At 60.3% G+C, this 23,726-nt stretch carries 19 protein-coding genes; 11 read left to right on the top strand and 8 right to left on the bottom strand.

Going from position 1 to position 23,726, the window contains the following annotated elements; genetic code table 11:
• Nucleotides 1-63: 63 nt before the first annotated feature.
• Together DXB44_RS05685 and DXB44_RS05690 are read left to right on the top strand one after the other, a co-directional pair.
• Nucleotides 64-786, top strand: a complete 723-nt coding sequence (locus DXB44_RS05685) for a LytTR family DNA-binding domain-containing protein (protein WP_055185839.1) — start codon at nt 64-66, stop codon at nt 784-786.
• Nucleotides 783-2,162, top strand: coding sequence for a sensor histidine kinase (locus DXB44_RS05690; protein WP_118658041.1), 1,380 nt, complete (start codon nt 783-785; stop codon nt 2,160-2,162). Before DXB44_RS05685 ends, DXB44_RS05690 begins: the two co-directional genes overlap by 4 nt.
• A 523-nt stretch (nt 2,163-2,685) precedes the next feature.
• On the opposite strand, the gene DXB44_RS05700 is transcribed toward DXB44_RS05690, so the two are convergent.
• Both DXB44_RS05700 and DXB44_RS05705 read right to left on the bottom strand, forming a co-directional pair.
• Complete coding sequence (locus DXB44_RS05700; protein WP_118658042.1) at nt 2,686-3,633, bottom strand: transketolase family protein; 948 nt, start codon at nt 3,631-3,633, stop codon at nt 2,686-2,688.
• A gap of 1 nt (nt 3,634) precedes the next feature.
• The gene (locus DXB44_RS05705; protein ID WP_118658043.1) at nt 3,635-4,486 is read right to left on the bottom strand and encodes a transketolase; all 852 of its coding nucleotides are present in this window, start codon (nt 4,484-4,486) and stop codon (nt 3,635-3,637) included.
• A 14-nt stretch (nt 4,487-4,500) separates the two neighbouring features.
• Here DXB44_RS05705 and DXB44_RS14380 point away from each other — a divergent pair, with 14 nt between their 5' ends.
• The 5 genes from DXB44_RS14380 to pulA all read left to right on the top strand — a co-directional run bounded on the left by DXB44_RS14380 (nt 4,501) and on the right by pulA (nt 10,548).
• On the top strand, nt 4,501-4,809 hold the full coding sequence (locus tag DXB44_RS14380; RefSeq protein ID WP_147366388.1) for a hypothetical protein: 309 nt from the start codon (nt 4,501-4,503) through the stop codon (nt 4,807-4,809).
• A 92-nt stretch (nt 4,810-4,901) separates the two neighbouring features.
• On the top strand, nt 4,902-5,438 hold the full coding sequence (locus DXB44_RS05710; RefSeq protein WP_118658044.1) for an ECF transporter S component: 537 nt from the start codon (nt 4,902-4,904) through the stop codon (nt 5,436-5,438).
• Between the two features lie 201 nt (nt 5,439-5,639).
• Nucleotides 5,640-6,368, top strand: coding sequence for a glucosamine-6-phosphate deaminase (nagB, locus tag DXB44_RS05715; protein WP_118658045.1), 729 nt, complete (start codon nt 5,640-5,642; stop codon nt 6,366-6,368).
• Between the two features lie 125 nt (nt 6,369-6,493).
• Nucleotides 6,494-8,251 (top strand): tyrosine-protein phosphatase, encoded by a 1,758-nt coding sequence (locus DXB44_RS05720; RefSeq protein WP_118658046.1) that lies wholly within the window; start codon nt 6,494-6,496, stop codon nt 8,249-8,251.
• 329 nt (nt 8,252-8,580) lie between these two features.
• Complete coding sequence (gene pulA / locus DXB44_RS05730) at nt 8,581-10,548, top strand: type I pullulanase (RefSeq protein WP_118658048.1); 1,968 nt, start codon at nt 8,581-8,583, stop codon at nt 10,546-10,548.
• 644 nt (nt 10,549-11,192) lie between these two features.
• Here the strand turns inward: pulA and DXB44_RS05740 are convergent.
• Nucleotides 11,193-12,575, bottom strand: coding sequence for a trypsin-like peptidase domain-containing protein (locus DXB44_RS05740; RefSeq protein ID WP_118658049.1), 1,383 nt, complete (start codon nt 12,573-12,575; stop codon nt 11,193-11,195).
• Nucleotides 12,576-12,779: 204 nt separating this feature from the next.
• Here DXB44_RS05740 and DXB44_RS05745 point away from each other — a divergent pair, with 204 nt between their 5' ends.
• The 3 genes from DXB44_RS05745 (at nt 12,780) to DXB44_RS05755 (ending at nt 16,570) form a co-directional block, all read left to right on the top strand.
• On the top strand, nt 12,780-13,646 hold the full coding sequence (locus tag DXB44_RS05745; RefSeq protein WP_243111034.1) for a bifunctional GNAT family N-acetyltransferase/class I SAM-dependent methyltransferase: 867 nt from the start codon (nt 12,780-12,782) through the stop codon (nt 13,644-13,646).
• A 202-nt stretch (nt 13,647-13,848) separates the two neighbouring features.
• Entirely contained in the window at nt 13,849-15,453 is a 1,605-nt protein-coding gene (locus DXB44_RS05750; protein ID WP_006735394.1) for a peptide chain release factor 3, read from the top strand.
• Between the two features lie 133 nt (nt 15,454-15,586).
• On the top strand, nt 15,587-16,570 hold the full coding sequence (locus DXB44_RS05755) for an aldo/keto reductase (RefSeq protein ID WP_118658050.1): 984 nt from the start codon (nt 15,587-15,589) through the stop codon (nt 16,568-16,570).
• Nucleotides 16,571-16,626: 56 nt separating this feature from the next.
• Here DXB44_RS05755 and DXB44_RS05760 read toward each other — a convergent pair whose 3' ends face one another.
• Both DXB44_RS05760 and DXB44_RS05765 read right to left on the bottom strand, forming a co-directional pair.
• Nucleotides 16,627-17,313, bottom strand: coding sequence for a Crp/Fnr family transcriptional regulator (locus tag DXB44_RS05760; RefSeq protein WP_118658051.1), 687 nt, complete (start codon nt 17,311-17,313; stop codon nt 16,627-16,629).
• A 5-nt stretch (nt 17,314-17,318) separates the two neighbouring features.
• Nucleotides 17,319-18,176, bottom strand: coding sequence for an NAD(P)/FAD-dependent oxidoreductase (locus DXB44_RS05765; RefSeq protein WP_118658052.1), 858 nt, complete (start codon nt 18,174-18,176; stop codon nt 17,319-17,321).
• Nucleotides 18,177-18,539: 363 nt separating this feature from the next.
• On the opposite strand from DXB44_RS05765, the gene DXB44_RS05770 reads away from it, so the two are divergent.
• Nucleotides 18,540-19,547 carry an asparaginase gene (locus DXB44_RS05770; protein ID WP_015537162.1) on the top strand — a complete coding sequence of 336 codons (1,008 nt, stop codon included), beginning with the start codon at nt 18,540-18,542 and terminating at the stop codon, nt 19,545-19,547.
• Between the two features lie 9 nt (nt 19,548-19,556).
• Here the strand turns inward: DXB44_RS05770 and DXB44_RS05775 are convergent, their stop codons facing one another.
• From DXB44_RS05775 to DXB44_RS05785, 3 genes are all read right to left on the bottom strand, one after another.
• Nucleotides 19,557-19,886: a branched-chain amino acid transporter permease gene (locus DXB44_RS05775; RefSeq protein WP_118658053.1), complete on the bottom strand. Its 330-nt coding sequence runs from the start codon at nt 19,884-19,886 to the stop codon at nt 19,557-19,559.
• Nucleotides 19,883-20,626, bottom strand: a complete 744-nt coding sequence (locus DXB44_RS05780) for an AzlC family ABC transporter permease (RefSeq protein ID WP_118658054.1) — start codon at nt 20,624-20,626, stop codon at nt 19,883-19,885. The genes DXB44_RS05775 and DXB44_RS05780 overlap by 4 nt, the downstream gene beginning before the upstream one ends.
• Nucleotides 20,627-20,957: 331 nt before the next feature.
• The gene (locus DXB44_RS05785; protein ID WP_118658055.1) at nt 20,958-23,624 is read right to left on the bottom strand and encodes an EAL domain-containing protein; all 2,667 of its coding nucleotides are present in this window, start codon (nt 23,622-23,624) and stop codon (nt 20,958-20,960) included.
• Between the last annotated feature and the right edge of the window lie 102 nt (nt 23,625-23,726).

Raw genomic sequence — 23,726 nt, forward strand, 5'->3', positions numbered from 1 at the left:
ATAATCAGGATGAAAGAGTTTATAAAGGAGGTTGGAAGCTGTAAAACGGCTTCCTGATACAGCATGAGGATCGCAATCGTCGATGACCTTGATACCGAGCGCACACTGCTGAAGGAGCGCTTAGCACGGCAGCTGCGCCAGCGCGGTACAGAAGCAGATCTTTTAGAATTTGACAGCGGAGAAGCTTTTCTGGCGGCAGAAGAAGCGCAGCGCTTTACCGCCGCATTTTTGGATATTTACATGGATGGTTTAAGCGGCATGGACGCGGCAAAGGAACTTCGGAAAACAGACGCAGACTGTCTTCTGGTTTTTACCACCACCTCGACAGACCATGCACTCGAGGGGTTTCAGGTACGGGCATTTCATTATTTGGTCAAGCCCTTTTCAGAGGCCGAGTTGTCCGGTCTGTTGGATGAAATGCTCGCAAAACTCCCCCGCCCGGAGCCGGTTTTGACGGTGAAGGTGGATGGCAGCGACATCCGTTTGCGCTATCGTGATATCATATCCGCCGAGCATTTCGCCCACATGATCAACATCCGCACCACTGCCGGCAAAACGCTTGCTACGCGCCAGAGCTTCAAAGCGTTCACCGAGCCGCTCAAAAAAGATCCGCGCTTTTTTGTCTGCGGACGTGGCGCGATCATCAATATGGAAAATGCTGCCGATTTTCAGGCTGCCGCCTTCTGTATGACGGACGGCAGCCGCGTCTATGTCAGTCAGGAGCTTTTGAAAGCTGCCCGTCAGGCCTTTATGGAATTTCTGCTGCAAAGGGGGCGTGCGGATTGAAGGACGTTCTGCGCCCGGTTCTGGAACTTACGGTCGTGTTTCCCGGTTTGCTGCTTGCGTATTTTCCGGTAGGTTCCTATCTGAAGCTGCCGCCCGCAAAGCTTGCGGTATGGGAGGTGCCGCTGCTGTTCGGGCTTTGCCTTGGCGGCGGGCTGTTTTGCTATCATTTCGGTCTCTCGACCGCGTTCCCCTTGCTGCTCATAACGATTGTGACAATTTTCCTGTATCTCAAAACGCTGCGGCTCTCTCTCTGGAAATCCGGGACCATCGCGCTGGCGGTCTGCGCGGTATTTGCGTGCCTGAATAGCTTGTCCCGGGCCGTCGGCACGGCAATCGTGATCCGGATGCAGCTGCCGCCGGACAAGCCGTGGTTCTGCTTTGGCGCCTGCATCTTTTATAATGCGGTCTGCTGGCTGATCACTGCCGCAGCCTATTATCCCGCCACCCACGCAGTACGCGCGATGGTGGAGGATGACAATTTTGCGCAGACGTGGTATGTGTTCTGGGTACTGCCGCTGGTGTTCATCCTGCTGAACCTTTTTATAACCCCGCGCTACCAGATAACGCTCCGGACAGGGCGGGTCTTGCAGGTCTACATCGTTATAAGCATCGCGCTTTTGTTTCTGATGTTCATGTTCAATGCAATCTTTCTGCTGATGGCAAACAGCCTTAACCGGAATGCAAGGTTGCAGCAGGAAAATCAGTTTCTTTCCATGCAGCAGCAGCGCTATGAAAGCCTGAAAGCCGCCATTGAAGAAGCCCGGCAGGCGCGGCACGATATGCGCCACCAGCTGAATCAGATCTCCGCACTGGCCGAGGCAGGAGATCTGGATAACCTGAAGGCTTACCTTGCAAAAACGGTCTCCCGGATCCCGGATCTGGATATGAATTTCTGCGAAAACCGTGCAGCGGACAGTGTTGTCGGCTATTATTGTGCCCTTGCAAAGCGTGAGGGTGTTCCCTTTTGTGCCAAACTCGACTTACCACAGGTGCTTCCTGTGGACGAGATCGATCTGTGTCTGGTGCTGTCTAATCTTCTGGAAAATGCATTTGAAGCCAGCCTTCGCACTGCACCCGCCCGGCGGAAGATCGAGATCACCGCGTATGTCCATGCCGAGCAGCTTCTTTTGGTCGAAGTGGAAAACGCATTTGACGGCGCAGTTCACGAAAAAAGCGGGGTGTTCCGCTCGTCCAAGCGAAAGGAAAACGGGATCGGCATCCAGTCTGTCCGCCATATTGCAGAAAAGACCGGCGGGGCAAGCACGTTTACCCATCAGAATGGCGTTTTCTCTGCCAAGGTCATGCTTTGTGGAGAAAAGCAGCCGCCAGAGACCGCAGACAGCACCACGGAGTTGTACGGAAAGTGTGGAAAGTAATGCGGAAAGTGCGGAAACTTGCCATATAAAAAAGCAGAAACTTCTTTCCCTAAATGGCAACCTCTATGCTAAAAGTGGCAAGTGACATATACAAAATGCCATTATACAAAACTGCCCACTCCCCTGAGAACTCCTCAGACGAGTGGGCATTCTTCTTTCCGTGTATCAAATTTACCTTTGTGGTCACTCAAATCGCCACCAAGTCATGGATCAAAAATCATCATTTTTCATTTGTCCCAGAGTAAGTGCACACTTTTTGCACACCGGCGGGAAAGCCGTGTTTTTCCTTGCATTGTCTGCATTCTGTGCATCGTGGCGGAACTTGTCGGGGCAAAGCCCCTCCATCTTGCTGCGCAAGACCGCTCCGTCGCTTAAAAGCCCCACTGGGGCTTTCATTGCTGCGCTGCGCTTGCAAACGCGAATTTTCTTACCTCCCCCACGATACACCATTCAAAAAAGGCCGCCGCACAAAACACTGTGCGGCGGCCTTAAAATTTGAACGCGTATTGCTATAAAAGAGCGCTTACTTGCCCAGCATCTCGTGGGCGGTCTTGCAGATGGTGGCTGCGTCCAGACCGAATTTCTTCAGCAGATCCCATGCGGGGCCGGAGCAGCCGAACACGTCCTGCACGCCCACGCGGCGCACGGGAGTGGGCAGCTTCTCGCTGAGGACAGCGCAGACGGCTTCGCCCAGACCGCCGATGACGTTGTGCTCCTCGGCAGTGATGACCTTGCCGCACTCCTTGGCAGCCTTGAGGACGATCTCCTCGTCCAGGGGCTTGATGGTGTGGATGTTGATGACCCGGGCGTGGATGCCCTCGGCAGCCAGCTGCTCGGCAGCCATGCGGGCTTCGTTGACCATCAGGCCGGTGGCGATGATGGCAATATCGTTGCCCTCGGTCAGCTGCTCGCCCTTGCCCAGCTCAAAGTGGTAGTTGGCCTCATCGTGGAACACCGGCACAGCCAGACGGCCAAAGCGCAGGTAGACGGGGCCTTCCATGGCGTAAGCGGCGCGCACAGCGGCGCGTGCCTCGATATCGTCGGCAGGGCAGATGACGGTCATGCCGGGGATGCTGCGCATCAGAGCAAAGTCCTCGCAGCACTGGTGGGAAGCGCCGTCCTCGCCCACGGAGATGCCGCCGTGGGTAGCGCCGATCTTCACGTTCAGGTGAGGGTAGCCCACAGAGTTGCGCACCTGCTCAAAGGCGCGGCCGGCTGCGAACATGGCAAAGCTGGAAACAAAGGGCACATAGCCCATAGCGGCCAGACCTGCTGCCACGCCTACCATGTTTTCCTCGGCGATGCCGCAGTCAAAGTGACGATCCGGGTATGCCTTCTGGAACATACCGGTCTTGGTAGCGGCGGCCAGATCGGCGTCCAGCACCACCAGATCATCGTGGCCTTCCGCGGCCAGTTCCTTCAGGGTGTTGCCGTAGCTGTCGCGGGTCGCGATCTTTTTCACGTCTGCCATCTCAGTTCTCCTCCTGTTCCAGCGCGGCATAGGCGGCGTTCAGCTCGTTCATGGCCACCTGATACTCTTCATCGTTGGGGCCCTTGCCGTGCCATGCAACGGCATTGGTCATATAGGAAACGCCGGTGCCCTTGACCGTATCCAGAATGATGCAGGTGGGCTTTTCGGTCTCGGCGTGGAAGGCCTGCACGGCGCTCTCGATCTGGTCGAAGTCGTGGCCGTTGATGGTGACCACGTTGAAGTTGAAGGCGCGCAGCTTATCTTCCAGCGGGGCGCTGTTCATGACCGTCTCGGTGGTGCCGTCGATCTGCAGATGGTTGCGGTCCAGCATCACGCACAGGTTAGAAAGGCCGTAGTGGGCGGCAAACATAAAGGCCTCCCAGCATTCGCCCTCTTCCACTTCGCCGTCGCCCAGAATGGCGTAAACGTTCACGGCAGAGCCGGCGTGCTTTGCGCCCAGCGCCATGCCGCAGGCGGCAGAGATGCCCTGACCCAGACTGCCGGTGGACATATCCACGCCGGGCACGCTGTTCATGTTGGGGTGACCCTGCAGGCGGCTGCCGATCTTGCGCAGGGTCTTGAGCTCCTCCACCGGGAAGAAGCCCCGCTCTGCCAGCGCTGCGTACAGCGCCGGGGCGGCATGACCCTTGGACAGCACCAGACGGTCGCGGTTCGCCATCTTGGGCTGGGCAGGGTCGATGTTCAATTCCTTAAAGTACAGATAAGACAGCACGTCTGCGATGCTCAGACTGCCGCCCGGATGACCACAGCCTGCACTGTGGGTCCCTTCGATCACGCCCATGCGGATGTGGCAGGCGTGCTTTTTCAGGGTAAGTTTTTCAGCATTTGTCATGATGGTCCTCCCGTATGAACCTCAGAATTCATGCGCTCAAAAAAGCCTCTCGTCAGCGCCCCGGCGTCAAGATTGCCGCAGCGCGCTTTTTTTCAATTTTATATTATCCATTCTGCGCAAAAAGGTCAAGCTTCTTCCAGCAAAATGTACAGCCCCGGGGAAATTTTTTTGCGAATAGACCGATTTTTGTCTATTTTGCAGACATCCCGCCCCGCTTGACAGGGGCAAACTGGTTTGTTATACTTTTGACCATCGTTCCGGCAGGAAGCCGGGCACGGGCGGGCAGCAGCCTGCCGCTTATCCCAGCAAGCATATTTTTTTGAAACAGACGCCACGAAGGGGTCTGCCTTTGGCATGGAATGCCGGGGCAGGCTCCTTTTTATTTTATATTGTGGCGGCAAAAGGAGGAACCCTTATGAAAACCAAAAACACTCAGACCGTGCGGCAGCTGGTGCCGGCTGCCCTGTTTTTAGCGCTGGCCTTTGTGCTGCCCCTGCTCACCGGTCAGGTGCCCAAGGTGGGCAATATGCTCTGCCCGATGCACTTCCCGGTGCTGCTGTGCGGCTTTGTGCTGGGCGGCCCGTGGGGGCTGGCTGTGGGCTTTGCCGCCCCGCTGCTGCGCTCGGTGCTGTTCGGGATGCCGCCCATGTTCCCGGTTGCCATCTCCATGGCCTTTGAGCTGGCCACCTACGGGCTGGTGTCCGGGCTGCTGTGGCGCAGGGCAAAGCACAGCCTGCCCGCGCTGTACGCCGTGCTGCTGACCGCCATGGTGTCCGGGCGCATCGTCTGGGGCATCGTGCGCTTTGTGCTGGCCGGGCTGACCGGCGGCAGCTTCCCCTTCAGTGCGTTTTTGTCCGGGGCACTGTTTACCGCCATGCCGGGCATCGTAGCGCAGCTGGTGTTCATCCCGCTGCTGCTCACCGCCCTGCAAAAGGCCGGCTTTGCGGACTGACCCCCTGCGCGCACCCTTTGTGCAAAAAAACGATACTTCAACCGGTTTTTAAGGCACTTTTTCCAAAAGAAACGGAAAACCGGAAAAATTGTGCCGTTTTGTGGCTTTCTGTTGGCAAATGTGATAAACTTGAATCAGATGCGGGCGTGTGCCGCTGTGCACCGCCCACAAAGAGTAAATGAAGAAGAGAGGTCGTTTATCGTGAAGATCATTCGTACAAAGGACTACGCTGATATGTCCCGCAAGGCAGCAAACATCATTTCTGCGCAGGTCATCATGAAGCCCGACTGCGTGCTGGGTCTGGCTACCGGCGGCACCCCCGTTGGCACTTATGAGAAGCTGGTGGAGCGCTACAACGAGGGAGATCTGGATTTTTCTGAGGTCACCTCCGTCAATCTGGACGAGTACCGCGGCCTGCCCAAGGAGCACCCGGAAAGCTACTGGAGCTTTATGCACCGCAACCTGTTCGACCATGTGAACATCGACCCCGCCCACATCAACCTGCCGGACGGCACCAACATGGACGCAGAGGCCGAGTGCAAGCGCTATGATGAGGTCATCCGCAGCGTGGGCGGCGTGGATCTGCAGCTGCTGGGCATCGGTCATGACGGTCACATCGGCTTCAACGAGCCCCACGATGCCTTTGATCTGGGCACCCACTGCGTGGACTTGGCCCAGGAGACCATCGAAGCCAACAAGCGCTTCTTTGACGGCAACGTGGATCTGGTGCCCAAGCAGGCTTACACCATGGGCATCCGCACCATCATGCAGGCACGCAAGGTGCTGATGGTGGTCAACGGCGTCGGCAAGGCCGAGATCGTCAAAAAGGCCTTCTTCGGCCCCGTCACCCCGGAGGTGCCCGCAAGCATTCTGCAGATGCACCCGGACTTCATTCTGGTGGCTGACGAAGAGGCTCTGAGCCTGATCTGATCTTCCAAACTTCTGAGCCGCTGCACGGCTGCCGCCGTGCAGCGGCTTTTTGCTGCCCTTCTCTTTACATTCCGCCGAAAAAGCGGTATTCTTTTTTCAAGAACAAACTTTCCCGGGAGGAGACCATGGATATCCGCCAGCTGCACTACTTTTTGACCCTGTGCGAAGAAATGAATTATACCCGCGCCGCACAGCGGCTGTTCCTGTCGCGGCAGGCGCTGCGCCAGAGCATCTCTGCGCTGGAAGCCGAAATGTGCGGGCCGCTGTTCATCAGTGCCCACCACAAGCTGGCGCTCACCGACCGGGGCATGAGCCTGCAGCGCCATGCCGCCCCGGTGGTGGAGCAGTTCCAGCAGATGCAGGCCGCACTGCGGGCAGAGATCCAGTCTGCCCAGCCGGTGCGCATCGGCATCAGCGTGGCGCTGGTACCGGACTATCTGCCCGGGCTGGAGACCCAGCTGGACAAGTTCCGGCAGCAGTATCCCCATGTGGAGATGCGGTTCCGCCTGCTGGACAACGACGCCGTGGCCGATGGGGTAGAGCAGGGCGAGTTGGACGCGGGTCTGGTCATCGACCTTGGCTGCGCCGCACCGGTGCTGGCGCGCACCACCCTGCGGGCAGACCCCGCCTGCCTGCTGGTGCCACGGGGACACCCCTTCTGGGAAAAGGAACGCATCCCTCTGGCGGAGCTGCGTGGGCAGCGGGTGCTGCTGCCCAGCCTGCGGCAGGATCTGTTCAGCCCGCTGTGGGCGGCCTGCGCCCGGGCAGGCTTTGCCCCCAACGCCGAGATCGGCCCCAGCTTTTATCAGGCCTACTATCTGGTGCAGGAGCAGCTGTGCACCTGCCTGACCCGCTACGAGCCCGGCGCGCGCCGGGAGCTGGACCGGGTGCGGGACGTGTTGCTGGAAGATATGCCCCCGCTGTGCGTGTCGCTGGTGCAGCGGCGGGACACCAGCTCTGCCTACATCGACCTGCTGCGCAGCTACCTGCTGGAGGTTCTGGGCAGCACCGCCAGCCTGCCGCCCCGCCGGGGTCGGCCCGCAAAGCCCTTCTACACCGCACCGGTGCTTTCCAGCGCCGCCGCCAAGGCCGCCCCGGAGCATCCCGCCCCGGGCACCCAGCTGCCCTTTGCAGGCGGCAACAACTTCCGGGAGCTGGGCGGTTACCGCGCCGACGAGGGCAAGACCGTAAAGTGGGGGCAGATCTACCGGGGCTTCCCCACCGGGCGGCTGACCACCGAAGCCGACCGCGCCCGGCTGGACGGGCTGGGGCTGCGGCTCATCCTTGACCTGCGCAGCGGCGTAGAAGCCGCAAAGCTGCCGGACTATGTGCCGGACGGCGCACGGCTGGTGCAGATCTGCGGCCTGCGGGACGCCACCGGGCAGGAGATCAATTTTTCGCCCAACGACATCCAGCGGCTGGTGCAGAACGCCCCCGCCGGGACGAACCTCACCCAGCTGATATACCGGCAGATGCTCACCGGCAACAAGGCGTTCAAAGAGCTGTTCCGGGCGCTGGAAGCCGGCGAGACGCCCATCCTGTTCCACTGCACGGCGGGCAAGGACCGCACCGGCGTCGCCGCCATGCTGATCCTGCTGGCGCTGGGCGCTTCGGACGAGACCATCTGCACAGATTATGCCCGCACCAACCTCTGCCGCGCCGCCGAGATCGAAAAGGCCATGGCTGACCATGCGGCGGAGATCGCCGCCGACCCGGCGCAGCGGATTCGCTGGCAGACTTCCGCCGGGGTAGACCCGGAGACTGCGCCCTTTGTGCTGCGCACCATCCGGCAGGACTACGGCAGCGCCGAGAATTATCTGGAAGCCGAATACGGCCTGACCCCCGCCCGCCTGATGCGGCTGCGGCGGATGTATCTGGAGTGAGACGATTTTGAATGCGCTCCGCGTTGCTCTGCGCATCAATAGCGGAAAGAATATTTTTTATTTCGGGATAGCGGAGCGTCTGCGGACGCTCCGCTATCCCATTTTCACGGGGAGGGGTCGTGACGGGGAACGGCAGCTGCCGCGCTGGTTTCCTGCGGAAACAGCCGCGCGGCGGGGGAAGTACCCCTTCCGTCATCGCCTACGGCGATGCCACCTTCCCCAAGGGGACGGCTTCATAGGAAGATTGATTTCCATGGTAAAAGTTGATTCCCTCTTGAAAAAAAGCCTGTTGTCCGATACACTGAATATAACGAATCTTATAAGAAGGAATGAAGCTGACCATGGCTGCAAAAACGCCTGCCCAGTGGAAAACACTGTTTGAAAACGTACCCTTCCACCGCGAAAACTATTATACCGGCCCCCTCGGCCCGGACTACACCCCCGGCGGCACCTGTCTGCGGCTGTGGGCACCCACCGCCGAGGCGGTCACTGTGACCTTATACCACAAGGGAGACGGCGGTGCCGTGCTGGGCACAGAGTCCCTTGTGCGCGGAGCGCAGGGGGTGTGGAGCGTCTGGCTGCCCGGGGAGCAGCACGGCCGCTACTATACCTTTGCCGTCACCGTGGACGGCGTCACCCGCGAGACCGGCGACCCCTACGCCCGGGCGGCGGGGGTGAACGGCGTCCGCAGCATGATCGTAGACCTTGCCCGCACCGCGCCCTCCGGGTGGGAGCGGGATGTGCGCCCCAATATCCCCCCGGCGCAGCGCGCCGTGTGGGAGGTGAGCGTGCGGGACTTCTCGCAGGATGCCGCCAGCGGGGTACGCCCGGCGTGGCGGGGCAAATATATGGCCTTTACCCAGCAGGGCACTACCCTGCACGGCGATGGCATCCACCCCACTTGCCTGAACTACCTCAAGCGGTTGGGGGTAAAATACGTCCAGCTGATGCCCATTTTCGACTTTGGCAGCGTGGACGAGGCAAAACCTTTGCTGCGGCAGTATAACTGGGGCTACGACCCCACCAACTTCAATGTGCCGGAGGGCAGCTACTCCACCGACCCCACCCGGGGCGAGGTGCGCATCCGGGAGTGCCGGGAGATGATCGCCGCGCTCCATGCAGCGGGCATCGGGGTGGTGATGGACGTGGTGTATAACCACACCTACCGCACCGAGAATCCCTTGAACAGCACCGTGCCCTACTACTTTTTCCGGCAAAACCCGGACGGCAGCTTCTCCAACGGCAGCGGCTGCGGCAACGAGTTTGCCAGCGAGCGCCCCATGGCGCGGCGGTACCTCATCGACTCCATCCTCTATTGGGCAAAGGAGTACCACATCGACGGCTTCCGCTTCGACCTGATGGGCCTGTACGATGCCGAGAGCATCAACGCGGTGCGCGCCGCACTGGACAGCCTGCCCGGCGGGCGGGACATCCTGCTGTACGGCGAGCCGTGGCAGGGCGGTGCCAGCCAGCTGCACCGGTACGAAGCCAACAAAGCCAACCTCGCCATGCTCAACGAGCGGGTTGGCATCTTCTGTGACGACACCCGGGACGCCATCAAGGGCGGCTGCTTCGATGCCCGGGAGCCGGGCTATGTGGAGGGCAAGCCCGGCAGCTTCTGGGATATCGGCGCAGCGGTGGCGGCATGGTGCCGCAGCGACCGTCTGCCGCCCCACGCGCCCAGCCAGATCGTGAGCTATGTTTCCGCCCACGACAACTTTACCCTGTGGGACAAGCTGCTCTGCGTCCGGTACGAAAAGCCGGAGTTCACCGCCCGGGACACCGTGGCGCTGGCACAGAACCGGCTGGCGGCGGGCATCTACCTGACCAGCTTCGGCCTGCCCTTCATGCAGGCAGGTGAGGAGTTCGCCCGCACCAAAAAGGGCGTGAGCAACAGCTATCGCTCCTCCCCCACCCTGAACCGTCTGGACTGGAACCGCGCCGAGCAGTACCACGCCCTCGTGGACTACTACCGGGGGCTTCTGGCGCTGCGGGCAGCCTTTCCCCGGCTGGGCAGCACCGACCGTCACGCCCCGGAGGCTTTGCAGTTCTTTGCACTGGAGCAGCCGCTGGTGGGCTGGACGCTGCCCGCCGTCTGGGGAGACGGCGCAGCATGGAGCGCTTTGTGCGTCTTTTATAACCCCACCGAAACCGCCTGCACCGTTCCCCTGCCCGCCGGGCGGTGGAAACTGCTGAGCGATGGCACCTCTTCCAGCCTGTGGCGCGGCCCAAGCCGCATTTTTACCGGCAATGCCCCCCTTGCGCCGTACAGCGCAACTGTTTTTGGTGCGGTGTAAGACGATTTGAATGCGCGCCGCGTTGCTCTGCGCATATTCAGCGGAAAAATTATTTGTAATTTGTAAATCGGGAAAATCTGCGGATTTTCCCGATTTACTTTTTCACGGGAGGGGTTTGGAACGAACTCCCTCAGCCAAAACCTGACGGTTTTACCAGCTCCCTCGGAGAGGGAGCCTTTGGCATGGCGGTACAGTTTCCGGCTAAACCGCAAAGCTTGTGAGCGCAGCCGCTCCCCCGGGGGGAGCTGTCGCGCAGCGACTGAGGGGCTTTTAATGGAGAAGCGAAAAAAGCGTTAAAGCGATAGCGCCGACTGGCGCAGCGCTAGCTTTTTTGTGCTTCGACTTCTTCTTTAGGATTGTCAAGGGCGTGCAGCCCTTGACGACGGGTTGCGGGGTGGGTGGAGTCCAGAGGTAGGGAGGGGGGAATCGGAACACCCCTCCCTACCTCTGGCCCAGCGGAGCGTCTTTGCACGCTGAAAACAAGCAGAAAGTCACCCCGCGGAGCGCAATGCACTTTTCCGGTTCTCTTTTGGTGTCAAAAGAGAACATCCCTCGGCAACAGCCTCTGCCCCCGCAGAGCGCGGTACAAACAAAAAAGCGAGAGCCTTCCGAAAAAACGGAGGACTCTCGCCTTTTTACTATTTTCAGTTATTCTCTGCGCCCTTTTCGCCAAGGGTGACGTTAACGGTCTGCATCTGACCGCCGCGCGCGACGGTGATCTCGATGGTGTCACCGGCCTTGTGGTCCTGCATCAGGGTGCCAAGGTCGCTCTGGGTGGCAACCTCGCTGCCGTCCACGCTCACGATGCGGTCACCGGCCTGCAAGCCCGCCTTGTCGGCAGGGCCGCCCTTGACTACCTCCACGATGTAGACACCGTAGGCGTTCACGCCCAGCTGGGCGGCGGTCTGGGCGTCGGTCACGGCATAGTAGCTGATGCCCAGATAGGGACGCCCGGTCACATAGCCGTTTTCCAGCAGCTCCTGCGCCACCTTGACGGCGTCATTCACCGGGATGGCAAAGCCCAGACCCTCGGCATCGCTGTCGGAGGACTTTGCGTTGACGATGCCCACCAGCTCGCCGTTCATGTTGAACAGGCCGCCGCCGGAGTTGCCGGGGCTGACGGAGGCATCCATCTGGATCAGGGACATGGTGTTGACAGAGCTGGAACCCTGAATGCTGACGCTGCGGTTCAGGGCGCTGACGATGCCGCTGGTCACGGTGCCGCCCAGCTCACCCAAGGGGTTGCCCACGGCCATGACGCTTTCGCCCACCTTCAGGTTGTCGCTGTTACCCACGGTGGCAGGGGTCAGGCCGGTAGCATCGACCTTCACCACGGCGATATCACTGGTGGTATCCTCGCCCACCAGCGTAGCGGGGTAATCCTTGTCGCCGATGCTCACGGTGATGTTGGAAGCACCGCTCACCACATGGGCGCAGGTGAGGATATAGCCGTCCGAGCTGATGATGACGCCGCTGCCGGCGCCGCTCTCCACCTGACTCTGGCCGTACCACGACCACTGGGAGTAGACCACCTGCTCGGTGGTGATGACCACCACGCTGGGGCTGACCATCTCAGCTACCTGTGCAGTGCTCAGACCGGTGCCGCTGGTGGCGCTGATGGAATTGCCGGTGCTGTCGGTGCTGCTGTCAGAGCTGGCCGGGCGCTCCACCTGCTGGATGACCACCTTGCTGCCGCCGCCGTATTTTGCACCCACAAAGCCGCCCGCAAAGCCCATGGCTGCTGCCAGCACCAGCGCCACGGCGCTGCGTGCCAGCTTTTTGCCATTGAACTTCTTCTTGCGGCGGGGCTTTTCCGGCTGCTGCGGGGCGCTGTACTGCGGCTGCTCCGGCGGGGTGGGCGGCACGCTGCCGCCGTCTGCCGGGGCGGTATCGGCCGGGCGCGCAGGCTGCGCTTCCGGCTCGTTGTACTGGTTTGCCGTGTTCATGCCGCTGCTGCCCACGTTGGGGTAGCCGGTCTCGTTATTGGAAGCGGAATAATCGTATTCCCACTTGTTCTCGTTTTCCATGTTACTACATCCTTCCCTCAAAGGCCGGTCCGCAGGGACATCTGTTCCTTTGAACTGTCCCTATTGTAACTGCCAAATGTGAAAATCAATCGCTTGCGCCGTGAAGAATATGTGAAATGCGGTCCTGTTTTTCTGCCCTTGACAGCCGCGCCGCCGCTTGCTATTGTAAGGGAAGAACATTGGCCCGTCAAGGAGGAGCTTTTTATGGAACTGCGCCGCACCGAACAGGGGTTTGCCCTGTATAAAGAAAAGGACTGCATCGGAGAGTGCACCCTCTCCCCCGCCCCCAAGGGCGCACAGCTTACCGCCCTGTGCATCCTGCCCCGGTGGCGACGCAAGGGCTACGGCTCCTACCTGTTAAAAGAAGTATTGCGCAGCTTTGGCGGCTATGACCGGGAAGCTGCCACAGTTTTTACCGCCCCGCTGCCGGAAAACGCCGCCGAGCTTGCCTTCTGGGGCAAATTCGGCTTTGCCGCCGAGGGCGGGCAGCTGGTGCGCCGCCGCACCCCGGACCTGACGGCAGTAAAATTTGTGCAGGACTTTTTAGCCGCCCGGCTGGTGCACCCGCAGCTGTGCGTGGATGCCACCTGCGGCAACGGCGGGGACACCGCCTTTCTGTGCGGACTGACCGCCCCCGCCGGGCGGGTGCTGGCTTTTGACGTGCAGCCCGAAGCCATCCGCTCCACCCGCACCCGGCTGGAACAGGCAAATGTGCCCGCCGAGCGGTACAGCCTTATCTGCGGCAGCCACGCCGACTTATTACAGTATGTGCAGCCCGGCACTGCTGATGCAGTCATGTTCAACTTTGGCTGGCTGCCGGGGGCGGACCACGGGGTATTCTCCACCGCGCAGAGCAGCATCCCCGCCTTGCAGGCGGCGCTGCAGGCGGTGCGCCCCGGCGGCATCGTGAGCGCCATCCTGTACAGCGGGGCGGTCATCGGCTCGGACGAAAAACAGGCGGTGCTGCGTTTTCTGCGGGCACTTCCACTGAAAAGTTTCACCGTTCTGGTGTGTGATTTTGCCAATTGGGCCGAAACTGCCCCTCTGCCCTGCCTGATCCTGAAAAAATAACGAAAACCCTTGCATTATCACGCGTTTTCGTATAGAATAAGGTGCGTATGTGTAAAAACAAGAACCCTCTCAGTCACGGCTGACATCAGGCCGGAGAGGGTTTTCTCAGAAAGCAGGATGGAGGCTCCCATGTAAGACACCACCTGTCTGCCATTTATTCTCTGCCTTGCAAAGGCAATTTTTATAGGAGAAACTACGATCTATGACAAATCGTGAAGAGATCGAACGCCGCAGGACGTTCGCCATCATCAGCCACCCCGACGCAGGTAAGACCACCCTTACCGAAAAGCTGCTGCTGTACGGTGGAGCCATCAATCAGGCTGGTTCCGTCAAGGGCAAGCAGAGCGCCAAGCACGCCGTGTCCGACTGGATGGACATTGAAAAGCAGCGTGGTATCTCGGTCACCTCTTCGGTGCTGCAGTTCAACTATGCCGGTAAGTGCGTGAACATTCTGGATACCCCCGGCCATCAGGACTTCTCGGAGGATACCTACCGCACCCTGATGGCGGCAGACTCTGCCGTCATGGTCATCGACGCCGCAAAGGGCGTTGAGGCGCAGACCATCAAGCTGTTCAAGGTGTGCACCCTGCGCCATATCCCCATTTTTACCTTCATCAACAAGATGGACCGCGAAGCCCGCGACCCCTTTGAGCTGATGGAGAACATCGAGGAAATTCTGGGCATCAAGACCTACCCCATGAACTGGCCCATCGGCTGCGGCAAGGAGTTCAAAGGCGTGTTCGACCGCAACGCGCGCAAGGTGCTGGCTTTCTCCAGCGATGGCCGCGCCAACGGCGTGAAGAAGGTCAGCGAGACCGAGGCCGAGCTGGGCGACCCCGCACTGGACGAGCTGCTGACCCCCTATCTGCACCAGCAGCTGGTGGACGAGATCGAGCTGCTGGACGGCGCTGCCGAGGAGTTTGATCTGGACAAGGTGCTGCGCGGTGAGCTGAGCCCCGTGTTCTTCGGCTCTGCATTGACCAACTTCGGCGTGGAGCCCTTCCTTGAAAACTTCCTGCGGCTCACCTCTGCCCCGCTGGCACGCGTGGACAGCCTGACCGGCGAGCCGGTGGACCCCTGCCGGGACGAGTTCTCCGCTTTCATCTTTAAAATTCAGGCCAACATGAACAAGGCCCACCGCGACCGCATTGCCTTTATGCGCATCTGCTCCGGCAAGTTCGAGCGCGGCATGGAAGCCTACCATGTGCAGGAGGGCAAGAACATCAAGCTGGCCACCGGCACCCAGCTGATGGCGCAGGACCGCGCCATCGTGGACGAGGCCTACGCCGGCGACATCATCGGCCTGTTCGACCCGGGCATCTTCTCCATCGGCGACACCCTGTGCACCGGCAAAAAGAAGGTCCAGTTCGCAGGCATCCCCACCTTCTCCCCGGAGCACTTTGCCCGCATTGAGCAGAAGGACACCATGAAGCGCAAGCAGTTCGTGAAGGGTATGGAGCAGATCGCGCAGGAAGGCGCCATCCAGATCTTCCGCGAAGTGGGCGGCGGCATGGAAGAAGTGGTGGTCGGCGTGGTCGGCGTGCTGCAGCTGGAAGTGCTGGAGTACCGTCTGAACACCGAGTACAACGTGGAGATCCGCATGCAGCAGCTGCCCTTTGAGCAGCTGCGCTGGGTGCAGAACGACCCCGACACCTACAACCTGCGGGATCTTGACCTGACCAGCGACACCAAGGCTGTGGAGGACATGAAGGGCAACCGTCTGCTGCTGTTCACCTCCGACTGGGCGGTGCGCTGGGCCGAGACCCACAACGAGAGCTTGCAGCTGAGCGAGTTCGGCAACATCTGATAAAAGAGCGCTGCGGAGTGCACCTGCGCTCCGCAGTTCTTTTTTATAGAATAAAAAACACAACAAAGTATGCCAGACATTGGAATGAGGGTTCCCATTGCGGGGAACACTGCTGGCATGGAGGGTAAAGTATATGCAGAATATCAATATTGGCAAAAGCGGCATTGCCGTGCCGTTTCTGGGCATGGGTACATGGGCCATCGGCGGCGGTGCATGGTGGGGCGATAACGACGATGCACTGTCCGTAAAGGCCATCCAGACTGCCGTGGAGCAGGGCATCCAGTGGATCGACACTGCACCCATCTACGGGCTGTACCACAGCGAGGAAGTGGTGGGCGAGGCCATGAAGCACATCGACCGCGACAAGGTGGTGCTTTCCACCAAATGCGGCCTGGAGTGGCGGCACGAGTCTCCCATCCTGCACAAGGTTGTGGACGGGGTACAGGTGTACCGCGACCTTTCCGCCAAGAGCATCATCGAGGACGTGGAGGACAGCCTGCGCCGTCTGCACACCGACCATCTGGACGTGCTGTACACCCACTGGCAGAGCCCGGATTTTGGCGTGTACCCGCTGGAAGAGACCATGGAAGCCATGATGAAGCTGAAGGAGCAGGGCAAGATCCGCGCCATCGGTGCTTCCAACGTCACCTCTGACATCATCCGGGGCTACTGCCGCTACGGCCAGCTGGACGTCATTCAGGAAAAGTACAGCCTGCTGACCCGCCGCATTGAAAAGCAGCTGCTGCCCACCTGCAAGGAGCTGGGCGTTTCAGTACAGGCCTACTCCCCGCTGGAGCAGGGGCTTCTGACCGGCAAGGTGACCATGGACACCACCTACCCGGAGGGCAGCACCCGCAACACAAACCCCTGCTTCCAGCCCACCCGCCGGGCACAGGCGCTGGAACTGCTGGCAAAGTGGGGCGACCTGACCGAGAAGTACGACTGCACCATGGCGCAGCTGGTCATCGCTATGACCGCCCGCATGATCCCCGGACTGCACGTCCTGTGCGGTGCCCGCAAGCCGGAGCAGGTACTGGACAACGCCGGTGCGCTGCACATCAAGCTGGACGGCGCCGACGCCGTCCGCATGAAGTGGGACGTGGACGCGATCTCCTGAAGATAAACTGAACAACACCGGAGCATCTTCGGACGCTCCGGTGTTATTTTTTACTCTTATTCTCCCCTTGCCAGCGCCTGCAGCTTTTGCTTGTCCAGCACCTGCACCCCGCCGCGGTACAGCCGCACCCAGCCCTCCTGCGCAAAGTATTTGAGCATCCGGCTCACTACCTCGCGGGCAGAGCCCATGTACTTTGCCATCTGGTCGTGGGTCATGCGGAGGTCCGCGCCGCCGGTCTTGGCAAGCTCATCGGTCAGAAAAATCGCCAGCCGCCGGTCGGCGCTCATGAACAGAATTTGCTGCATCGTCCACATGGTATCGGAAAAGCGCTCTGCCGTCATCTGGTAGGCGTAGCAGCGCACATAGACGTTTTCCTGCATCAGCTGCCGGAAGATGCCCGCGCTGATGCACAGCGCTTCGGTGTCCTCCTCGGCGTCGATGTAGAGGTCGATGTTCACCGCGTCCATCACGCAGGAGGCGGACAGAATGCACACCTCCCCGCCGAACAGGCGGTACAGCGTCACGTCCCTGCCGTCCTCGGACAGCAGGTAGCTGCGCAGCTGCCCGCTGCGCAGCAAAAGGATGCCCACACAGCTTTCCAGCGGGCTGTGCACCCGGGCGCCCTTGGCGTAGTGCACCGGGCGGGTAAAGCGGCACAGCCGCTCCTGCTCTGCCGGGGTCAGCTGCTCCCAGAACGGAAACGCACAGGCCAGACACCGGGCGTGCGGAGATGTTTCAGCCATACGGCTCACCCCTTTCGCAGCGCCTTGGCGGCTTCCGTACCCGCCAGTGCGCCCTCATAGACCGCCTTTGCCACCTGCAGCAGCCCGCCGGTGCAGTCTCCGGCGGCGTACAGGCCGGGCACGGTGGTCTGCATTTTGTCGTCCACCACGATGCGGCTGCCCTCTACGGCAGCGCCCAGCTTTCGGGCAAGTGCGGTGCTGCCCGCCACGCCCAGCGCCACGAACACGCCGGACACCTCCCGCACCGCGCCGCCCGCCAGCTGCACGCCGGTGACGGTCTGCTCGCCCAGAATGGCTTCCACCTTCTGGGTGCAGACGGTTACCTCGGGCGGGAAGTCTGCGGTCAGGGCTGCGCCGTTCGTCAGCAGGGTAACGCTTTTTACCACCGGCAAAAGCGCCTGCACCTCATGCAGGGCGTACTCGCCGCTGCCCAGCACCGCCACGTCCTTGCCGCGGTAGAAAAAGGCGTCGCAGGCGGCACACCAGCTTACGCCGTGGCCTTCCAGCCCGGTCAGCCCCGGGATGCGGGGCACCGCGCGGGAAGCTCCCGTTGCCAGAATGACCGCGTCTGCCGGGTACGCGCCTGCCAGCGTTTCCACGGTCAAACGGTCGGTCCATGTCAGCCCCACGGCCTCGGTCTGCACGAATTGCACCCCCAGCCGCCGGGCGTTCTCGATGCTGCGGCGTTCCAGCTCCGGCCCGGAGACCGGCTGGGCGAAGCCGTAATAGTTTTCGATTGTTTCGGCGCGCGCCAGCGCCCCGGAGCCCTTGGTCAGCACGGTGGTCTGCACCCCGGCGCGCACGGCGTACAGGGCAGCGGACACCCCCGCCGGGCCGGAACCTACGATGACGATGTTGGACATGGTGTTGCTCCTTTGCATGGTTCATTGCCCTTATTATACACCAAAGCCGCGCTGATTTCTGTGACCGGGTCGCAAAAACTTTTTGGGGGCATGAAGATCAATTTTCCGAATGAAGGCTTCCCCCGGTCGGGGGAAGCTGTCACCGCAGGTGACTGATGAGGGCGCAGGCAAGCGGCTGCTTACGGGAAATTACCCCTCATCCGGCGCTGCGCGCCACCTTCCCCCCAAGGGGTGAAGGCTTTTGTCCCGGGTCAGGTCTCAAAAACAGATTTCTTATTTTGAGCGGCGGGCACTGTTCAAGCCCCGGGGAGTATGTTATACTGGTCTCACGTTGAAATTTCTGCCACAGGGGGCTTTTGCTTTATGTCCAAACAACGTCTGCTTTTCATCACCACCGGCGGCACCATTGCCAGCGTGCGCACCCAGCAGGGGCTGAAGCCCGTGCTTAGCAGCGAGGAACTGCTTGCCCATCTGCCGGAGCTGAAGGAGCTGTGCTGCCCGGAAACGCTGGCGCTGTGCAGCATCGACAGCACCGACCTCGGGCAGGAGCACTGGCTCATGATGGCACGCGCCATTCAGGAAAACTACGCCTTGTACGATGGCTTTATCATCTGCCACGGCACGGATACGCTGGCCTACTCTGCGGCGGCGCTCTCTTATCTCATCCAGAACGCGGATAAGCCCATCATCCTCACCGGCGCGCAGCAGCCCATCTCCAACGAGATCACCGACGCCAAGAAAAACCTGCGGGACAGCGTGGTCTGCGCCATCGACCCGGGCAGCCGGGGCGTGATGGTGGTGTTTGGCGGGCACGTCATCGCGGGCACCCGCGCCAAGAAGAACAAGACCATCAGCTACGACGCCTTTGCCTCGGTCAACTTCCCGGAATTGGCGCTGGTGCAGGGCGACCGGCTGGTGCGGTACATCCCCTCGCCGTGGCCCACCGGCCCGGTGGAGTTCAGCCGCACGCTGGACAGCCGGGTGTTCCTGCTCAAGCTGACCCCGGGCATGTCCCCGGCGCTCATCCCGGAGATCTTCCACCTGTACGACTGCGTCATCGTGGAGAGCTTTGGTGTGGGCGGCATCCCGCAGCAGCTGATGGACGCCTTTGCCGCCGGGCTGGGCGATTACGAGACCACCCACAAGGTGCTCATCATGACCACGCAAGTCACCTACGAGGGCAGCGACGTGGGCGTATACGAGGTGGGCAAGCGGGTGCGCAACCGCTTCCGCTTCTTGGAAGCCCACGATATGACCATCGAGGCGGTGGTGACCAAAAGTATGTGGCTGCTGGCGCAGAACTGCGAAAGCTTTGACCAGCTGCAGCAGCGGTTCTACCGTCAGGTGAACTTTGACACCTTCTATCACTGAGCCGCTTTTTCAGAACACCAGCTGCACCAGCAGTACATAGCAAAGGGTGCCCCCGGCTACGCTGAGCAGGGTCTGGTGCTTCCACTTGTGCAGCGCGATGGTGGCCAGCAGCGCAAGCGCTTCCGGGATGCCATGACTGCCGGAGAACGGGGTAACGCCCTTCAGGCAATAGACGATGAGCATCCCGAAGATGGCGGCGGGCAGCACCCGCCCCAGATACCGCACCACCTCCGGCGGCTGCTGCTCCTTGCTGGAAAAGATCAGAAACGGCAAAAACCGGGTAAGCATGGTGGCGGCGGTGCACACCGCAATGGTAAACCCCATCTGAATTGCTGTCATTTCTCTACCTCCCCGGCTGCTTTTTCCATCGGACGGCGCAAGGCCAGCAGCAGCACCAGAATGCCGCCCATGGACGGCAGCAGAAAGCTGCCGGAACCGAATACTGCCAGACATACCAGCGGCACGGCAAGCCCGATCAGGGCACTGCCGTGCTGCTGATCTTTTTCCCACTGGTTCAGGAAGATGACCGTGAACATTGCGGTCATGACAAAATCCACGCCCTCGGTGCTGAAGGGCAGCACAGTGCCCAGCGCAGCCCCAAGCCCGGCGCTGCCCACCCAGTAAAGCTGATCCAGCAGGGTGATGAAGAACATGAACCAGCCCTTATCCACCCCTTCCGGCGGCGTTGCCGAGCAGGTGATGGAAAAGGTCTCATCGCTCATGGCAAAGATCATGTAAAAGCTGCGCCAGCCATAGCCCTTATAGCGCTCCAGCATGGCAAGGCCGTAGAAAAGGTGCCGCGCCTGGATCATCAGCGCCATCAGAAAGGCCGACAGCGGCGAGAACGCGCCCAGCAGCAGGCTTGCCAGCACGAACTCCAGCGAGCCGCCGTACACAACAGTGCCCATGAGCATGGGCATCCACACCGGCAGCCCCAAGGACTGCACATAGATGCCGTAGCCCAGCCCCAGCACAAAATAACCCGCCAGCACCGGGATGGTCTGCGGAAAAGCCGCCCGCAGCGCCCGCAGGCAGGGGTGCGGCAGGGCGGGAGAAACGGTTCGGGACAGATGCTGCATAGAAAAGCTCCTTGCTTTGCGGGCTCAGCGGGCAGCCGCCCATATACCCACATGTATTGTATGGAATAAGTGATTTTTATTATAGCACATCCCTGCGCTTTTGCAAGACAGTGGGCATCCTGCCGCCGGGACGATTTGGAATGGCCTCCGCTGCGCTCTGGCCATAATCAGCGGAAAGAATATTTTATAATTCGCGTTTGGAGCGCTCTGCGGAGCGCTCCAAACGCATTTTCACGGGTAGGGTCGTGGAGGAAAACGGCATTTATCCCCGACAAACGCAAAAGCAGCCAGACCGGACGGTCTGGCTGCTTTTATAGCATACAAGAATATTTTACTCTACATCTTCATCCGCGAAGATCCACAGCACCTCGTTGATATGGGAGCCGCTGCGGGAGTAGGGGGTCACACGGATGCAGAAGCTGCGGCCATCCGTCTTGCGGTAGCGGTGCTCCAGCAGGTTGCTGCTGAACACGGTGCTGCGCACAAGGCCGAAATCGAACAACTTTGCAAAGTTTTCTCTGTCCTCGGGCGCTACCAACGTGTCGCGGTAGTTGGTCAACGCAGCGCGGAAAGAGCCGCCGCAGGTGTCCAGAACGGACTGGAAGTAATCCGGCACAATAACGGGGCGCACGGTGTCCTCCTGCAAGTCCACCACGATTACGGTCTTGTATTTGGGGGCAAGCACCTTCAAAAAGTGCTCCGCGTCCCGCTTTTCCTGCAAGGTGCGCTCCATCTTTTCGTTCAGGCCTTCCAGCTGGCGGGCGTGGCCGTTGTGGTCGTAGTAAGCCTGCCGGTCCTGCCGCATGGCAGCCTCGGCCTTGGCCACAGCTTCGTCCAGATGGCGCAGGTCGGTAGTCTGCTGGATGCCTACGGAAATAGCATAGTCCTTTTCCTTCAGGAAGGCACGCATCCGGTCTGCAGTGCTCCACACACTGTAAGGCGGCTCGTTGGGGGTCAGGATGACAAATTCATCGCTGCCAATGCGGTACACCCGGCTGGTAGCAAAGAACTTGCGGGCGGCGTTTGCCAGACAGCACAGCAGGGTGTCGCCGCTGCGGTGCCCCAGATGCTCGTTTACCTCGTGCATCCCGACCACATCAATGTAGGTGCACACCACGGATTCGTACCCGCTGTTGGGCAGCTCCCGCAGGTCGGCTTCGTACCGGCTGCGGTTGGCAAGGCCGGTCAGGGTGTCGTGGCTGTAAGAGAAGTCCAGTTCCTCGCTGAGCTGGTCGGCCTGTGCGTCGTTGCGCACCAGCACGGTCGCCCACGGGTTCTGGGCGCAGCAGCCACGGCAGGGCAGCATCTCTGTGGTGACCCAGATATACTGGCCGGACACGTTCTCGCGGTAGCGGTAGAACTCCGGCGCGGTGGCGTGGTACAGCACAGAGCGCAAGGCCTCCAGATCGGTCTGCTCCAAAAACAGGTCTGCGTCCTCCTCGTGCACGATCTTCTCGTTCACCAGGCGGTCGCAGTAGTTGACAAAATCCTCTTCTTTTTCCAGATCCGCACCCAGCAGGCGGGCGTCCCGCTTGATCACCCGGTACGCACCGGTGGCAAGGTTCAGCAGCGAGATCTCCAGCACGTTATCGGTAAAGATCTGGTACGCCTGCAAGGCCAGCGCAGTCTTTTCGGTGCTCGGGTTCTCCACCCGGCGGTCACGGCGCATCAGGTCGCGGCGCAGATCCCAGTAATCCTGATTGGTGGGATCTGCCAGCAGTTTTTCGGCGTTTTCCACCGGCATGGGCTTGAAGAAATAGTAGCCCTGCGAGTACAGACAGTCTGCGGCTTGCAGCATGGACACCTGTTCCGGGGTCTCCACGCCCTCGGCGATGATGGGCAGGTTCAGCCGGTGTGCCATATCCACCACCGACTCCACGATCTGCACACCCTTGCTGCGGTTCTCCTGATTCATGTCGATGAGCTTCATGTCCAGCTTGATGGCATCGACGTTGGTATCCTTGAGCATATTCAGCGAGGAATACCCGCTGCCGAAGTCGTCCATCATGACCGAGAAGCCCTTGCGGTGCAGCCCCTGAATGGCGCTTTCCACCATCTGGGTGTCCTCGGCCACCATGGTCTCGGTGATCTCAGCCAGCAAAAGCTTTGGCTCCAGCTTATATTTTTCCACCAGATCTGCAAAGATCTGCGGCACATCCAAGTTCAGGATATCCTGCACCGAAACGTTCACCGACACCGGTACAAGGTTGCTGCCGCTTTCCTGCCACTTCTGCAGGGTCTGGCAGACGGATTCCCAGATGTACTGGTCCAGCCTTGTCACAAGGCCGGTGCGCTCCAGCAGCGGCATGAACTCGGCGGGAGGAACACAGCCCCGGGTGGGGTGATTCCAGCGCACCAGCGCTTCCATACCCACGATGGCGCGGGTGATGCTGTTGCACTTGGGCTGCAAAAAGAAGCAGAATTCGTGGTTGTCCAGTGCGTGCTCCAGCTCGCCCAGCAGCTGCTGCTGTTCTTTCAGCTCGTTGAGCATGGTGGGCTCAAAGCGGTGCAGGTAGCCGCTGTCTGTCGTTACACCGGCGATCTGCGCGTAGTTGCACAGGGTAGCAGCATCCGCGCCGGAGTTTGCCTGCACGGGGCACACGCCCATTACCACAAAGAAGGTGACATCCTGTCTGCCGGCATTCATGCAGGCTTGCAGCGTGGCAAGCACAGCGGTCTGCTCGGCTTTTTCGTCCGGCAGGCACAGGAAAAAGTCATCATTTCCAAAATAGCCCACAGGATAGCCGGTCTGCTTGCTGTAGCCCAGCAGACAGTTTGCCACAGTTTCCAGCAGAGCATCGCCCTTTTCGGTGCCATAAAGCTCGTTATAAAGCTTGAAGTGCTGGATATCCACAGCGGCGACAGCCCATTCCGTTCCCTGATGCGCGGTCAGGAATGTATGCAGGGCCTGTAAAAATGCGTCCTTGCGGTCGATTCGCTCCAACGCAGCAGATGCCGGTGCGGCGGCATCTGTTTTGGTCTTTCGTTCCTCTGACATGACGATTCCTCACAATTTGGATAGATTGAATGCGGATAAGCCGATTGCGGTCGGTTTGTATACTTTATAATCAGTATAACACGGTTTCAGTCGTTTTGAAAT

Origin of the sequence: Faecalibacterium sp. OM04-11BH (genome assembly GCF_003482185.1) — a bacterium.
GTDB lineage: Bacteria > Bacillota > Clostridia > Oscillospirales > Ruminococcaceae > Faecalibacterium > Faecalibacterium tardum.

Coding starts and splice junctions, on each gene's coding strand:
- DXB44_RS05765 (WP_118658052.1), bottom strand. CDS start 18,176: ATGTCCAACATCGTCATCGTAGGTTCCGGCCCGGCGGGGGTGTCCGCT.
- DXB44_RS05685 (WP_055185839.1), top strand. CDS start 64: ATGAGGATCGCAATCGTCGATGACCTTGATACCGAGCGCACACTGCTG.
- DXB44_RS05760 (WP_118658051.1), bottom strand. CDS start 17,313: ATGGCTGAAACATCTCCGCACGCCCGGTGTCTGGCCTGTGCGTTTCCG.
- DXB44_RS05785 (WP_118658055.1), bottom strand. CDS start 23,624: ATGTCAGAGGAACGAAAGACCAAAACAGATGCCGCCGCACCGGCATCT.
- DXB44_RS05775 (WP_118658053.1), bottom strand. CDS start 19,886: ATGACAGCAATTCAGATGGGGTTTACCATTGCGGTGTGCACCGCCGCC.
- DXB44_RS05745 (WP_243111034.1), top strand. CDS start 12,780: ATGGAACTGCGCCGCACCGAACAGGGGTTTGCCCTGTATAAAGAAAAG.
- DXB44_RS05755 (WP_118658050.1), top strand. CDS start 15,587: ATGCAGAATATCAATATTGGCAAAAGCGGCATTGCCGTGCCGTTTCTG.
- DXB44_RS05700 (WP_118658042.1), bottom strand. CDS start 3,633: ATGGCAGACGTGAAAAAGATCGCGACCCGCGACAGCTACGGCAACACC.
- pulA (WP_118658048.1), top strand. CDS start 8,581: ATGAAGCTGACCATGGCTGCAAAAACGCCTGCCCAGTGGAAAACACTG.
- DXB44_RS14380 (WP_147366388.1), top strand. CDS start 4,501: ATGAACCTCAGAATTCATGCGCTCAAAAAAGCCTCTCGTCAGCGCCCC.
- DXB44_RS05740 (WP_118658049.1), bottom strand. CDS start 12,575: ATGGAAAACGAGAACAAGTGGGAATACGATTATTCCGCTTCCAATAAC.
- DXB44_RS05750 (WP_006735394.1), top strand. CDS start 13,849: ATGACAAATCGTGAAGAGATCGAACGCCGCAGGACGTTCGCCATCATC.
- DXB44_RS05780 (WP_118658054.1), bottom strand. CDS start 20,626: ATGCAGCATCTGTCCCGAACCGTTTCTCCCGCCCTGCCGCACCCCTGC.
- DXB44_RS05705 (WP_118658043.1), bottom strand. CDS start 4,486: ATGACAAATGCTGAAAAACTTACCCTGAAAAAGCACGCCTGCCACATC.
- DXB44_RS05710 (WP_118658044.1), top strand. CDS start 4,902: ATGAAAACCAAAAACACTCAGACCGTGCGGCAGCTGGTGCCGGCTGCC.
- DXB44_RS05720 (WP_118658046.1), top strand. CDS start 6,494: ATGGATATCCGCCAGCTGCACTACTTTTTGACCCTGTGCGAAGAAATG.
- DXB44_RS05770 (WP_015537162.1), top strand. CDS start 18,540: ATGTCCAAACAACGTCTGCTTTTCATCACCACCGGCGGCACCATTGCC.